Origin of the sequence: Rhodococcus sp. HNM0569, from assembly GCF_012726205.1 — a bacterium.
In the GTDB taxonomy this organism is placed as follows: domain Bacteria; phylum Actinomycetota; class Actinomycetes; order Mycobacteriales; family Mycobacteriaceae; genus Rhodococcus_F.
On record NZ_JAASAE010000016.1, the window covers coordinates 33,458 to 47,310 of the forward strand.

The window sequence follows — 13,853 nt, forward strand, 5'->3', positions numbered from 1 at the left end:
GGAGCGCCGGGTTCAGCCGGCGAGCGACGAGTCGAAGACGCGCGAGTCGACTCGACCGTCGAAGTCCGCGGGGAGGACGAGTTCGGGAGCGCCTGTGCGTGAGCGCGGTGCGAGGCCGAATGCCTCGACGGACTGGCAGTACTTCGACACGCGGATCACCGACATGTTCAGGCGCGCCGTCAGATCCGTCGCCCAGTAGGGCACCCGCTCGTTCGCCTTGAGCTCGACGATCGCGAGTTTCGGCGGGATGATGTAGCGGTTCTCGGCGCCCGAGGCGAAGTGGAAGTCGCGGTCGCGGCCGTGCACCTTGTGGTCGATCGTCATGCGCAATCCCAGGTCCGAATCGCGGCCGACGAATGCCTCGCGCAGGTAGCCGGTGGTCACGATCGGGCGCAGGTCGAGGTTGCCCACGAGTGTCGTCACCTCGTTCACGAACCCACGCTGCGACGCGTCGTGCTCGATCTCTTCCCGGCCGTTGAGCCAACGCTGCGCGAGTCCGTACGGCATTGCGGTGCGGCGCTTCTGTGTCACGCGGTTGACGCGCTGCTTGATCTCGACCTGGACGGGGGTGTCGTCGGTGCACTCGGCAGGCGGGCCGTACAGCCGCAGCCGTACCTTGCGGCGAAACTTGAGGCCCTCGATCTTCTCCCAGTAGAAGCGCAGGTCCGCGGTGTCGTAGTACAGCGACGTCACGGGGTAGCCGCCGTGGGGCGAGAACGGATCGCTGTCCATGCGGGCCGTGAGTTCTTCACGCAGCTCCGGGACACGCAACTCGTCGACCAGGTACTTGATCTCGTACCGGTTGAACGAGTGCAGCTTGCTCGCGGTCTGCTGGTACCCGGTGGGGCCGACCGGCGCGTCCTCGACCCGGAGGTCGTCGGTTCCCACGCCGTCGCCGGACGCGGACGTGCGGAATCGGTCGAACATCCCCATACATACCAGCCTCTTTCCCACACGCTGTGGCGGTCGAAATCGAACTTCACCAGTACAGCGGGCGGTACTCACGGGAACGTTGGGGAAAGCTGGCAGTTTCCTGGGAAGGCGTGGGCCGACCTGTCACACGCCCGCGAGTTCGGCGTCGGCCCGGCCGTGCTCGGACAGCGGCCGCAGGTGCGTGCACCGGCGGCGCAGCGCGATCAGGTGCCGTGCGTGTTCGTCGAGCGCCAGGTCCTCGGCCGACACCGGAATCCACGGCGGCACCGGAACCGGCGTGCCGTCGGGCCCGACGGCCGCGCACACCGCGAGGCAGTGCGTCGTGAGTTCGAGGGCGCCGGTGCACGGATCGCCCGCGCGGACGTGCACCGACACGTGCATGGTCTGTTTCCCGGTGTGGACGAGCCGCGCCGACACCTCGACGACGTGCCCGATGTGGATCGGCCGGTAGAACCGCACGCCGCCCGCGTACACGCTGGTCGTGGGCGTCCCCGCCCACCCGGTCGCGCAGGCGTTCGCGGCCTCGTCGATCCATCTCATCGCCGTGCCGCCGTGGACCTTGCCGCCCCAGTTGACGTCGGACGGCGACGCGAGGAAACGCATCGTGCATTCGGGTGCCGTGCCCGCCGACGAGTAGATCTGCTCGGCCATCGCCTGTTCGATGTCCTTGCGGAGGCCGATGCGGGTGATCGCGCGGTCCTGCTGGAAGCGGTCGACCGTGGACTGCGGCGTCCACGCGGGTACCGCCGCGGGTCTTCCGTCGGCCATCGAGATGAACACGACGAGGCACTCGCAACACTGCACGAACTCGCGGTCGACGGGATCGGCGGCACGCACCTCGCAGTGGATGTGCATGCTGGTCGACCCGGTGTGCACGAGCCGCGTCTCCACCTCGACGAGCTGACCCGAGTGCACCGGGCGGTGGAAGCGGACGTTGCCGACGTACGCGGTGACGCAGTACGTGCCGCTCCACCCCGTGGCCTGCGCGTACGCGGCCTTGTCGATCCATTCGAGGATGCGGCCCGAATGGACGGCGTCGTCGCCGAGCGAACCGACGTCGCCGGGGGCGGCGAGAAAGCGGAGCGTGGTGTGGCGCGGTCGTGCGGGCACGGAACCTCCTGCTGCGGGAACGGGGCGACCACCGTGACGCTAGGCACAGAGCGTTTCCGGTCCGCTACGGCGATGTGAGGAACTGTTCTCCTTCGCGTCGTCGCGGGCGTGAGGGGCGTCTCATGCCCGCGGCTCGTCGTCCCGAGTTTCCGCCTCCACCGCGTCTTCGGCGACCGCAAGCGGGCTGGCCGCCGGGGGGAGCAGCGGCTCCGGTTCGGGTTCACGCATGTCGCTGACGAGGACGTTGGCCCAGCGTGTGGCCGGGTCGATGTCGAGGAGCATCGACTTCGCGAACAGTGTGAGCGGGATCGCGAGGATCGCGCCCAGCGGGCCGAGCACCCAGGACCAGAACACCAGCGCGAGGAAGGTCATCGTGACGGTGATCCCGACGGCGTCGCCGACGAACTTGGGCTGGATGATCGACTGGATGACGAAGTTGATGACGCTGTAGACGACGATCACCCACACCATCAGCGACGGCCCGCCCTCGAGCAGCGCCAGCAGCGCGGGCGGGATGACGCCCAGCACGAAGCCGATGTTCGGGATGTAGTTGGTGATGAACGACAGCACCGCCCACGCGAGCGGAAGCGGAACACCCATGATCCACAGCGCCGTTCCGTCGAACACCGCGACGATCAACCCGAATGTTGTCGACACCGTCAGGTACCGGCGGGTGCCGAGGGTGAAGGTGGTCAACGCGAACCGGATGTCGGGGCGGAGCCGGCCGATGATGTCGAGTTTGCGACCGATGTTCATGCCGTCGACCGCCATGAACAGCAGCAGCGCGAGGACGAACAGCAGATTGGACACGACCGACAGGATTCCGCGCAGTGCCGATTCGAGGAATGCCACCGCGTGCGCGAGGTCTACGTCCCGCAGGAGGTTCTGGATCTGGAAGTCGTTCACGCCCGCTGCGGCGAGCGACGACCGCACGCCGGAAAGGAGGTCGTCGAAATCCTCGGCGTAGTCGGGAAGCACCGACGCGAGCTGGGCGGTCGTGACGACCAGCGCGACGACCAGGGCGAGCAGGAAGGTGTACACGGCGAGGACGGCGGCGAGCATGCCTGCCCACGTCGGCCAGCGCTTGCGAGCGGCCCACTCCTGGACGGGATGCATCGAGATGGTCAGCATCAACGCGAGGAATGTGGGTGCGACGATGCCCGCGAGGGATCGGATACCCGCGATCGTGACGACGGCCGCGGCGGCGGTCAGCAGCACGATCGAACCGCGGGGAATGGACCATGCGCGCCTTTCGGCCTGCCCCGACGCGGTCTCGGCGTCGTGTGGCACCGGGGTGTGGTCGGTGGATTCCACGGCCGGCTCCTCTCGTCGGGGTGCTGCCACGCCTGCGGCCACGACTCAGCTTCCCCCACGGTGTGTTTCGCCGCACCGGAAATCGAATACCGGGAATGCCGTGGTCCGCTCGCGTAACGTGCCCGGCACCAAGCAGGCTCGCGAGAGGACTTCGGAGATGGCGTCGACGTCGGTTCGCCCACCGAGGTGGCGGGATCCGGCGAGGAAGCTGTTGCTTCGCTCGCGAGCGCATCCGCTCGGCCGCGCCTTCGTGCGCACCGTGCGGACCCTCGCGCGTATCGAACTGGTCGACCGCGCGACGACCCTTGCGGCGCAGATGTTCACGAGTGTGCTTCCGGTGCTGATGGTCGCCCGCACGATGCTCGATTCCACTCTGCTCGAGTCGACCGCTCTCGGCGCCAGCCTCCGGCACCGCTTCGGCATCGACACCACGGTCCTGCCGTTGCCGGACTTGCAGGACGGCACGCAGGCCGCAGCTTTCGGCATCGTCGGCGTCCTGATGGTCCTGATCGGCGGCACGTCCTTCGCGCGTGCGCTCGGCCGGATGTACGGCAGGGTGTGGCGGACGACGAGCCCCGGGCTCGCCCACGCATGGCGTTGGTTCGCGGTGCTGTTCGTCGTCGCGGCGTCGACCGTGCTCATCGGTGCGGCGCAGCTGATCGCCGTTCCGGCGCTGCTGGTGGCGTGTCAGTGGTGCGTGTGGGCGTCCGCGTGGACGCTGTGTCCCTACCTGCTGGTGTCGGACCGGGTTCCCACCCGCGTCGTGCTGGGCACCGGCGCGCTGACCGCGACTCTGCTCAGTGCACTCGACGGCGTGAGCCGGGTCGTGATGCCGAGCGTGATCGCCGAGTCGTCCGCCCACTTCGGGACGCTCGGCCTCGTCTTCACCGCGATCGGCTGGTTGTTCGCGGTCGCACTGGTCCTGGTCGTCGCGCCGGTGCTCGTGGAGGCCACGCTCAGGGCGTGACGATCGCGAAGTCCGGGTCGGGCCGGTCGAGGTGGGAGACCAGCTTCTCGAACGAACCCTGCGTGCCCTCCGCGAGGATCGTGCCGTCCGCGACGAGCGGACCCGGGTCGGCGCCGCCGAGAACGACGTCGATGAGCACCGGGCGGGTGAGCGTGATCGTGGTGTCCGGCGCCGGCAGCGAGCCGTCGGTGTCGAAGTGCACGAGCAGGCCGTTGCGCAGTTCGGTGCGGTGGAGGACGTTCTCGTCGGTGATGCGCCAGTCGATCGTGAGTTTTGCCGACCATGCTTTCGGCCCGTCGACCAGCAGTGCGACGGCGTCGAAGACCTGTTCGACGGTGAGTGCGCCCTGGATGTCGGGGGCTGCGGCGACCGTGGGGGTGCCGACTCCGCCGTGGCGGAGTTCGTACGCGCCCATCAGGAAGAAGTTGCGCCACGTGCCGTTCTCCGAGCCGTAGCCGAGTTGGTCGAGGGTGTCGGCCTGCAGTTCCCTCGCGTCGGTGTTGCCGGGGTCGGCGAAGATCACGTAGTCGAGTACCTGCGCGACCCATCGGAAGTCGCCTTCGTCGAACGACTTTCTGGCCTTCTCGAGCACAGCGCCGGCACCGCCCATGAACTCGACGTGCCGTTTCGCCGACTCGACCGGTGTGTGCTCCCACAGCCGGGCAGGATTGCCGTCGAACCAGCCCATGTAGCGCTGATAGATCGCCTTCACGTTGTGGCTCACGCTGCCGTAGTAGCCGTGCGTGTGCCACACGTTCTCCACGGCGGGCGGCAGCTGGAAGGACTCGGCGATCTCGATGCCGGTCGCGCCCTTGTTGATTGCCCGCAGCGTCTGATCGTGCAGGTAGCCGTAGAGATCGCGCTGAACGGAGAGGAATTCGGTGAGCCGGTCGGTGTCCCATGTCGGCCAGTGGTGCGACGCGAACAGCACGTCGGACCGGCGGGCGTAGCGGTTGATCGACTCGGTGAGGTACTGCGACCACACGTGCGGATCGCGCACCAGCGCGCCGCGGAGGGTCAGCAGATTGTGCAGTGTGTGCGTGGCGTTCTCGGCCATGCACAGGGCCCGCAGGTCGGGGAAGTAGAAGTTCATCTCCGACGGTGCTTCGGTGCCGGGCGTGAGCTGGAACTCCACCACGACGCCGTCGACGGTTTCGGTCTGCCCCGTGTGGTCGACGTCGATGGTCGGTGGAATCAGCGTCGGCGTGCCGGTCGACGTCGTGGGCCCGAGCCCGGCGCCCACCGCGCCGCGCGGACCGCGGGGCAGTGCAGCGCCGTACATGTAGGCGGCGCGCCTGCCCATCGCGGTGCCGGCGTAGACGTTCTCGGCGACCGCATGCTCGACGAACCCGGTGGGCGCGAGGACGGGGCACCGTCCGGCGGCGACGTCCTCCTCGGTGGTGACCCCCTTGACGCCGCCGAAGTGGTCGATGTGGCAATGCGAGTAGATGACTCCGGTGACCGGACGGTCGCCGCGATGCTTCCGGTACAACGCGAGCCCCGCTGCCGCCGTCTCGGCGGAGATCAGCGGGTCGATGACGATGACGCCGGTGTCCCCTTCGACGAGTGTCATGTTCGACAAGTCGAGACCACGGATCTGGTAGATCCGGTCGGTGACCTCGAACAGACCTTGCCGCGCACACAGTCGCGACTGTCGCCACAGGCTCGGGTTGACGGTGGGCGGGCACTGTTCGTCGAGGAAAGCGTACGAATCGCTGTCCCACACGACGTCGCCGTTCGCATCCTTCACGATGCCGGGCTCGAGTGCGGCGACAAACCCGCGTTCGGAGTCCGCGAGGTCCTGCTCGTCGGAGAACGGCAGCGCCTTCACGGCATCGGCGTTCTGGGTCGAGATCTGCGTGCTGACGTCTGTGTCGGTCATGAAAGTCCTTCTACTCGTGCGAAGAAGATGATCTCGAAATCTGCGAGACAGCTAGATCTCTCGGCTGTCCCAGGTCGCGATGGCCCAGATGACGACGATGTCGAGGGCGATGACGAGGATCGCCCACAGCGGGTAGTAGGGCAGCCACAGGAAGTTCGCGATGATCGACAGTCCGGCGAGGGTGACGGCCGCGATGCGCGCCCACGTTGCGCCGGTGAGCAGGGCGAACGCGGTGACGACGACGAGGGCGCCGACGATCAGGTGTACCCAGCCCCAGCCGGTGACGTCGAAGGCGTAGGTGTACTCGAGGCCGGTGACGAACAACTCGTCGGCGGCGATCGCGGCGATACCCTGCAGGACCGAGATGACGCCCGCAACACCGAGAATGACGGCGGCAGCGACGGTGGTGCCCGCCGCGAAGCCCTGCTTCACCGGGCTGGACTCGGGTTGCGCCTCGTGCCGCGCTTCGTGCCGGGGCTGGTCGGAAGTGGTGCTCATCGTGGCGTCCTTTCGGGTGGTCCGGATGTCGTGCGTCTTGTGACTACGGTTGTGACGCCGTTGAATTCGTCTCGAAAGGCGAGATCATGCAGGTATTCTGACAGCGCCGAGTGTGCCGCGTGCGGCTTTCGGCGAATCCGCCGTGCGATCTTCGTCCCCCGCCTCAGCTCGTGAGGTCGACGACACCGCGGATCGTGAACAGCAACCCGAATCCGAAGAGAACGGACAGCGTGAGGGCGTGGCCGTGCGCGAGCATCCACGTCTGCACCCTGTGCAGGAAGGCTTGGCCGCGGCCGCCCGTCACGACGACGAGGCCGACCGGAATCAGCAGATCCGCGACCGCGGCGACGAGCAGGACGAGTGTCGCGAGCAGCGCTCCGAACACCGAGGTGTCGGCCGCCGCCACCGTGCTCACCGCGGAAGCCATGATGAAGATGTTCGGATTGAAGACGCCCAGTGCGCCGCCGATCAGCAGGGCTCGTCGCGGGCCGACGTCGTCGGAGTCGAGGAGCCCGGGGCGACCACCCGCCGCAGGCCGCCGCGTCGCCGTCCAGATGCCGATGAGCAGCAACAGGATGCCGACCACGAGGCCGACACCGTGCGATGTCTCGGGTGTCGTGGACTCGGGATCGCCTGCGCCGCCGAGCAAGGCGGCGACGACGATCATGACGTACACGGTCATGAAGCCCGACGTGAACGCGAGCGCATTGCGGATCGGCGCCGCCGACTGCAACAGGATGATCGAGCCGACAACGGCCCCGGGCGTGACGAGCAGCCCGACGATCTCTGGTGCGAGATCGAGGAGAAGGGAACTCGTCACCCTCGACGGCCCCGGCGCCACCTGACGAGGACGCCTGCGAGCCAGCCGGCGACGAACATCACCAGCAGCACGAGCCACATCGGGGAGCCGACCTCGATCTGCAAGAGGTGGATCGTCACACGGTCGCGATTCTGCAGCACGAAGACCAGCGCGAGGACGGTGACGACGAGCGCGACCCACTGCGCGACCGACACTCGCGAGAGCCAAGAGGTTTTCGAACGGGCCGGCTCGGTGGGCGAGTGGCCTGTGGTGGACTCGGACATCGTGCGTCCCTTCGCCGAGAGATACCTGCCCGGACTGTAACTCTGCGACCGCGCCGGGATGCCGGAACGCGCAAACCTGTCGCACCGTCGTGCTGCAGTCTCGGTCGTTCGCCCTTGCGTCCGGCCTGCGAGTGAGATGCTGGCGGGCATACGCAGGCGGGAGTGCACGACAAGAAAGGGAACACCCGATGGCGGGAACACTGACCGTGTGGAAGTTCCCCACGGCGAGCGGTGCGGACACCGCCGTGGCGACACTCGAAGACCTGCAGAAGCATCGGCTCATCACGGTGCACGATGCCGCGGTGGTCAGCTGGCCGGCCGACGCCAAGAAGCCGAAGACCCGCCAATTGCACAGCCTGGCCGGGGCGGGTGCACTGGGCGGTGCATTCTGGGGCCTGCTTTTCGGCTTCGTGTTCTTCGTTCCGTTGATCGGCGCCGCGGTCGGTGCCGGAATCGGGGCGGTCACCGGCGCACTCACCGACGTCGGCATCGACGACGACTTCATCGACGGGCTGAAGGAGAAGATCACTCCGGGCACGTCGGCACTGTTCGTGCTCACGTCCGATGCGACACTCGACCGGGTGCACGAGGAGTTCCACGGGCAGAGTCTCGAACTGATCACCACCAACCTTTCGCATGACGAGGAAGCCCGGCTACGCGACGTGTTCTCGGAGTGACGGCGTGCCGGCTCCGAACCCCGTGAGGCGGCTGCTGCGCTCGTGCGGTGGATGGGTGCGGTCCCGGCTGCCCGGACGTCGTACGTGGAAAACCGATCTGTTGGCGGGTATTCCGGGTGCGATCGCGAGCGTCCCCGACGGCATGGCATCGGGCGTACTCGCAGGGGTGAGCCCGATCCACGGCTTGTACGCGGGTATGGCAGGCCGCGTGTTCGGTGGCCTCCAGACGAGCACCAAGTTGATGGTGATCACCACGACCGGGGCGTCCGCACTCGCCGCGGGCTCGGCCGTGGCAACGGTCCCGGAGGCCGACCGCCCCGCGGCACTGGTGATGATGACGCTGGTGGTCGGGGTGATCATGATCGTCGCGGCAGTGCTCCGGCTCGGCCGCTACACGCATTTCGTGTCGCACTCGGTCATGACGGGCTTCCTCACCGGAGTCGCGGTCAACATCCTGCTCGGCCAGCTCACCGACCTCACGGGGGCGTCGGCCGACGGCGCCGTCGCGCTCACCGAGGCGGTCGATCTCGCACTGCACCTGGGAACGGTCGACGTGCCGTCGCTGCTGATCGGGCTCACGGCCGCGGCGATACTGGTCGCCTTGGGGCGTCTGCGCCGGTTGGCGCTGGTGTCCGCGCTGCTCGCGTTGATCGTCACCACGACGCTGGTCGCGGTGCTCGGGCTCGACAGTGTGGCGGTGGTGTCCGACGTGGGCTCGATCCCGGCCGGATTCGTCGTCCCGGGCGTGCCGGACATCACCCTGCTGACGCCGTCGCTCGTCGGCGGCGCGGCGTCGGTCGCCGTGCTGATCCTCGTGCAGGGCGCGGGCGTGGCCGAGGCGACGCCGAATCCGGACCGGAGCCGTTCGGACGTCGACACGGATTTCACCGCGCAGGGGGTCGGCAATGTCGCCGCGGCGGCCTTCTCGGGCATGCCGGTGGGCGGGTCGCTCGGCCAGACCGCGGTCAACGTCGCGGCAGGCGCACGCACCCGGTGGGCCTCGGTCTTCTCGGGCATCTGGGTGCTCGTGATCCTGGTGGCGTGCTCGTCGCTCGTGGCCCGCGTCCCGATGCCGACGCTCGCCGCGGTGCTCGTGGTGGCTGCGGTGGGCTCGCTGCACCCGGCCCAGATCGCGTCGGTCTGGCGCAGCGGCACGACGGCGAGGATCGCCCTCGTGGTCACTTTCGTTGCGACCCTCCTGCTTCCGGTGACGGCGGCGATCGGGATCGGCGTCATCGTGTCGCTGCTGTTGCAGCTCAACCGGGAAGCACTGGACCTGCGCGTCGTCCGGCTGCGAGTGGAAGGCGACCGGCTGGTGGAAGTGCCGGCGCCCGCGCGTCTGCGCGACCACGAGGTCCTGATCCTCGACGTCTACGGCAGCCTCTTCTACGCGGGTGCCCGCACCCTCCAGACACACCTGCCCGACCCGGCCGATGCCGTCGCACCGATGGTCGTGTTGCGTCTGCGCGGGCGAAGTACGTTCGGCGCCACGTTCTTCACTGTCGTCCGCGAATACGCCGCGCGCCTCGACGAGAACGGCGGCCACCTGTATCTCAGCGGTATCGCGCCGATGGCGCGCGCGTTCTGGAACGACGAGCGGCTCGCGGCACAGGGCGTCGCCCTCGACACCTTCACGGCTACCGCCACGGTCGGCGAATCGACTCTCGCCGCCTACGCCGACGCCCGGGTCCGGGTGGCCCGGGACGAGTCCCCGGACGAGGAAATGTGAAAGCACGAGCAGCGACGGTGAGCAAGTGCAATGGTGACGGAGTTGCCGATTGATCGGAGATTCGGATGTGCCAGGGAGCAAAGCCGCCGACACCCTCGACCGTATCGCTCAACCGAGACGCGGTGGCGCGGTACGACATGGCGGACCGCGAGGATTTCACCACCGCCCGGCGAGGTCTGATCGCCGAGTTGCCCGGCAACGTCACGGGCGCCGACGGGTCGGTGATCTTCGACCCGAGTGAATTCGACTTCATCCGCGACGACGTCGAGGCACCCGACTCGGTCGAACCCAGCCTCTGGAGACAGTCCCAGTTGCTGCGCGAGGGCGGTCTGTTCGAAGTGACCAAAGGTCTCTACCAGGTTCGCAACAACGACATCGCGAACCTGACGGTCGTCGAGGGCGAGGACGGGCTGATCGTCGTCGACTGCATGTCCGGCGTCGAGGCCGCGCGCCAGAGTATGGAGATGATCCGTACGCACGTGAGCGACAAGCCGGTGGCCGCCGTGATCTACACGCACACCCACGTCGACCACTACGGCGGCGTCAAGGGCGTGGTCGACGCCGACGACGTCGCGTCGGGCAAGGTGCCGATCATCGCGCCGGGCCATCAGTTCGACAAGTATGCCCTGGGCGAGAACGTGATTGCCGGCAACGCCATGGCGCGGCGCAGCTTCTACGCGTTCGGGCCGCTGCTCGATCACGGCCCGCGGGGTGCGATCACGTGCGGTATCGGGATCGCTGTCGGCAACGGTCCGTCGGTGTCCTACATTTCGCCGACCGACCTGATCACCGAGACCGGGGCGCGACGGGAGATCGCCGGCCTCGAGTTCGAGTTCCTCTACGCCCCGGACACCGAGGCCCCCGAGGAGATGCACATCTGGATCCCGCAGCTCGCGGCATTGACCTGCGCGGAGAACGCGAACCACACGCTGCACAACGTCCAGACCCTGCGCGGGGCGCGCACCCGCGACGCCCGCAACTTCGCCCGGTATCTCGACGAGACCCTCGAACGGTGGGGCGCCGAGGCGCAGGTGCACTACGGGCCGCACACGTGGCCGGTGTGGGGCAACGACGACATCGTGTCGTTCCTCGAGTCGCAACGCGACACCTACAAGTACGTCCACGATCAGGCTCTGCGGCTCGCCAACAAGGGCTACACGCCTCTCGAAGCCGCCGAGGTGGTCGAACTGCCCGACGAACTCGCGCGCAACTGGGCGAACCGCGGCTATCACGGCACTCTTCACCACGACGTGCGTGCGGTGTTCACCAAGGAACTCGGGATGTGGGACGGCGATCCGGTGTCTCTGCACCCGCATCCCCCGGTGGAGTCGGCGAAGCGATTCGTCGCGTTCGTGGGTGCCGACAAGATCCTCGACGAGGGCCGTCGTGCGTTCGAGTCGGGCGATTACCGTTGGGTGGCCGAGATCGTGCACCCACTGGTCTTCGCACAGCCGGACAACGCCGCGGCGCGAGAACTCCAGGCCGACGCATACGAACAGATGGGGTACCAGGCCGAGGGGCCGCAGTGGCGCGGCATCTTCCTCAGCGCCGCACTGGAACTCCGTGAGGGCATACGTCCCGCCCCGTACCGCGCTGCGGGCGCGGACACGGTCGCCGCGATGCCGATCGACATCCTGTTCGACTTCGTCGCCGTCCACATCGTGGGTGAGAAGGCGGCGAACGCGGACATCCGTATCGACTTCGACTTCGCCGACGAGGACGTCCGCTGGACGATGTGGGTCCGCCGAGGTGTGCTGCATGCCCGCAAGGGCACGTCGGATCGGGCACAGCTCACCGTCCGGGGCCCGAAACAGGCGCTCACCGGCGTACTCTTGAATCCTGCTCTCGCACAACAGTTACAGAATGCCGGTTCTGTCGAACTGGAAGGAGATCCGCAGGTGTTGGTCCGGCTGGGGGAGCTGCTCGATTCCTTCGATCCGCGCTTCCCCATCGTGACGCCGTGAGTGGGCTCTTCGCGTCGCTGCGCGGCTACGACCGCCGCTGGCTGCGCCCGGACGTCGTGGCCGGTCTCACGGTGTGGGCGGTGCTGGTCCCCGAGGCGCTCGCGTACGCGTCGATCGCAGGCGTCACTCCCGTCGTCGGTCTGTACGCGGCGGTGCCCTCGCTCGTGCTGTATGCCGCCGCGGGCAGCTCCCGGCACCTGGTCGTCGGTCCGATGTCGGCGACCGCCGCGTTGTCGGCGGCGATGGTCGCGCCACTCGCCGGTGGGGACGACGGACGCTATCTCGCGCTCACCACGGCTCTCGCGATCATGACCGGGCTCGTCGGACTGCTCGCGGGACTGCTGCGGCTCGGCTTCGTCGCATCGTTCATCTCCGAACCCGTCATGAAGGGATTCATCGTCGGTCTGGCGCTGACGATCATCATCGGCCAGGTGCCGAAGCTGTTCGGTGTCGAGAAGCACGACGGCGAGTTCTTCGAGCAGGCGTGGGGCGTCGTCACGAAACTCGGTGACACACAGGGGTGGACGCTCGGCGTCGGCGTGATCAGCCTCGTGGTCGTGCTCGGGCTGCGCCGGTGGCTGCCGCTCGTACCCGGGTCGCTGGTGGCGGTGTTGCTGGGTATCGGTGCCGTCGCGCTGTTCGGCCTCGACGACAAGGGCGTCGACATCGTCGGCACGATCGACTCCGGGCTGCCGCCGCTCGGCCTGCCCGACAACCTCGCGTTCGGCGACTACCTCGACCTCGCCGGTCCCGCCGTCGGCATCCTGCTCATCGGATTCGCCGAAGGCCTGGGCGCGGCGAAAACCTACGCCGCGAAGGCCGGCTACGAGATCGACGCCAACCGCGAGCTCGTCGGGCTCGGGGCAGCGAACATCGGGTCGGGTCTCGCGTCGGGGATGGTGGTCAACGGCAGCCTGTCCAAGACCGCCGTCAACGGCGGTGCCGGCGCCAAGTCGCAGGTCAGTGGCCTCGTGGTGGCGGCGATGACGGTGCTCACGCTGTTGCTGCTCACCGGCCTGTTCGAGCAACTGCCCGAGGCGACGCTCGCGGCTGTCGTGATCGCGGCGGTGATCGACCTCGTCGACTTCGCCGCGCTGCGGCGCCTGTACCGCGTGTGGACGCGGCGTCTCGGCAGCATCTACGGGTACGCCGCGCGCGCGGACTTCGCCGCGGCTGTGGCGGCTCTCCTCGGGGTGCTCGTGTTCGGCACTCTCCCGGGCCTGGTGATCGGCATCGGTGTGGCGATGCTGTTGCTGCTGTACCGGTCGTCGCGCCCGCACGTCGCGAGTCTCGGCAAGGACAACGGAATCTGGGTGGACACCGCCCGTGGACCCTCCGCGGACACACGGCCCGACGCGCTGGTGGTGCGCGTCGAAGCGGGCCTGTTCTTCGCCAACGCCGATCACGTCCGCGAGCAGATCGAAGCCCTCTGCACGGAGCGGACACGGGTCGTCGTGCTCGACGCCGAGACGTCGCCGTTCATCGACGTCAGTGCTGCCGAGATGCTGGGACAGTTGCGAAACACTCTGCAACAGCGTGGGATCGACCTGCGAATCGCACGTGACATCGGCCAGGTGCGCGACGTCCTCCGCGGGGTCGACGGCACCGCGCAACTGCGGGTGTTCGACACGATCGACGATGCCCTGTCCGGCAACACCGGTACGAATTGACATCCGATCGAGCAGAAGGGCTGAAC

The 13,853-nt window shown here is 68.0% G+C and carries 12 protein-coding genes; 5 read left to right on the forward strand and 7 right to left on the reverse strand.

Annotated features, from left to right (window positions below):
• Positions 1 to 12: 12 nt before the first annotated feature.
• From HCA44_RS18080 to HCA44_RS18090, 3 genes are all read right to left on the reverse strand, one after another.
• Entirely contained in the window at positions 13 to 933 is a 921-nt protein-coding gene (locus HCA44_RS18080) for a polyphosphate polymerase domain-containing protein (RefSeq protein WP_169650714.1), read from the reverse strand.
• 123 nt (positions 934 to 1,056) lie between these two features.
• Positions 1,057 to 2,043, reverse strand: a complete 987-nt coding sequence (locus HCA44_RS18085) for an acyl-CoA thioesterase (RefSeq protein WP_169650715.1) — start codon at positions 2,041 to 2,043, stop codon at positions 1,057 to 1,059.
• Positions 2,044 to 2,163: 120 nt separating this feature from the next.
• Positions 2,164 to 3,333, reverse strand: a complete 1,170-nt coding sequence (locus HCA44_RS18090; RefSeq protein ID WP_346764785.1) for an AI-2E family transporter — start codon at positions 3,331 to 3,333, stop codon at positions 2,164 to 2,166.
• A gap of 235 nt (positions 3,334 to 3,568) precedes the next feature.
• On the opposite strand from HCA44_RS18090, the gene HCA44_RS18095 reads away from it, so the two are divergent.
• The gene (locus tag HCA44_RS18095) at positions 3,569 to 4,324 is read left to right on the forward strand and encodes a hypothetical protein (RefSeq protein WP_169650716.1); all 756 of its coding nucleotides are present in this window, start codon (positions 3,569 to 3,571) and stop codon (positions 4,322 to 4,324) included.
• On the opposite strand, the gene HCA44_RS18100 is transcribed toward HCA44_RS18095, so the two are convergent.
• The 4 genes from HCA44_RS18100 to HCA44_RS18115 all read right to left on the reverse strand — a co-directional run bounded on the left by HCA44_RS18100 (position 4,314) and on the right by HCA44_RS18115 (position 7,718).
• A complete protein-coding gene (locus HCA44_RS18100) occupies positions 4,314 to 6,206 on the reverse strand; it encodes an alkyl sulfatase dimerization domain-containing protein (RefSeq protein WP_169650717.1) in 1,893 nt (630 codons plus the stop codon). The genes HCA44_RS18095 and HCA44_RS18100 overlap by 11 nt on opposite strands.
• Positions 6,207 to 6,257: 51 nt before the next feature.
• A complete protein-coding gene (locus tag HCA44_RS18105) occupies positions 6,258 to 6,704 on the reverse strand; it encodes a hypothetical protein (protein ID WP_169650718.1) in 447 nt (148 codons plus the stop codon).
• A gap of 163 nt (positions 6,705 to 6,867) precedes the next feature.
• Positions 6,868 to 7,524: a GAP family protein gene (locus tag HCA44_RS18110; protein ID WP_169650719.1), complete on the reverse strand. Its 657-nt coding sequence runs from the start codon at positions 7,522 to 7,524 to the stop codon at positions 6,868 to 6,870.
• Positions 7,521 to 7,718: a lipopolysaccharide assembly protein LapA domain-containing protein gene (locus HCA44_RS18115; protein WP_169650720.1), complete on the reverse strand. Its 198-nt coding sequence runs from the start codon at positions 7,716 to 7,718 to the stop codon at positions 7,521 to 7,523. Before HCA44_RS18115 ends, HCA44_RS18110 begins: the two co-directional genes overlap by 4 nt.
• 257 nt (positions 7,719 to 7,975) lie before the next feature.
• Here HCA44_RS18115 and HCA44_RS18120 point away from each other — a divergent pair, with 257 nt between their 5' ends.
• The 4 genes from HCA44_RS18120 (at position 7,976) to HCA44_RS18135 (ending at position 13,827) form a co-directional block, all read left to right on the forward strand.
• The gene (locus HCA44_RS18120; protein WP_169650721.1) at positions 7,976 to 8,464 is read left to right on the forward strand and encodes a DUF1269 domain-containing protein; all 489 of its coding nucleotides are present in this window, start codon (positions 7,976 to 7,978) and stop codon (positions 8,462 to 8,464) included.
• Between the two features lie 100 nt (positions 8,465 to 8,564).
• On the forward strand, positions 8,565 to 10,193 hold the full coding sequence (locus HCA44_RS18125) for a SulP family inorganic anion transporter (protein ID WP_240945615.1): 1,629 nt from the start codon (positions 8,565 to 8,567) through the stop codon (positions 10,191 to 10,193).
• Positions 10,194 to 10,315: 122 nt separating this feature from the next.
• The gene (locus HCA44_RS18130) at positions 10,316 to 12,157 is read left to right on the forward strand and encodes an alkyl sulfatase dimerization domain-containing protein (protein WP_346764782.1); all 1,842 of its coding nucleotides are present in this window, start codon (positions 10,316 to 10,318) and stop codon (positions 12,155 to 12,157) included.
• Positions 12,154 to 13,827 carry a SulP family inorganic anion transporter gene (locus HCA44_RS18135; RefSeq protein ID WP_169650724.1) on the forward strand — a complete coding sequence of 558 codons (1,674 nt, stop codon included), beginning with the start codon at positions 12,154 to 12,156 and terminating at the stop codon, positions 13,825 to 13,827. The genes HCA44_RS18130 and HCA44_RS18135 overlap by 4 nt, the downstream gene beginning before the upstream one ends.
• Positions 13,828 to 13,853: the final 26 nt, after the last annotated feature.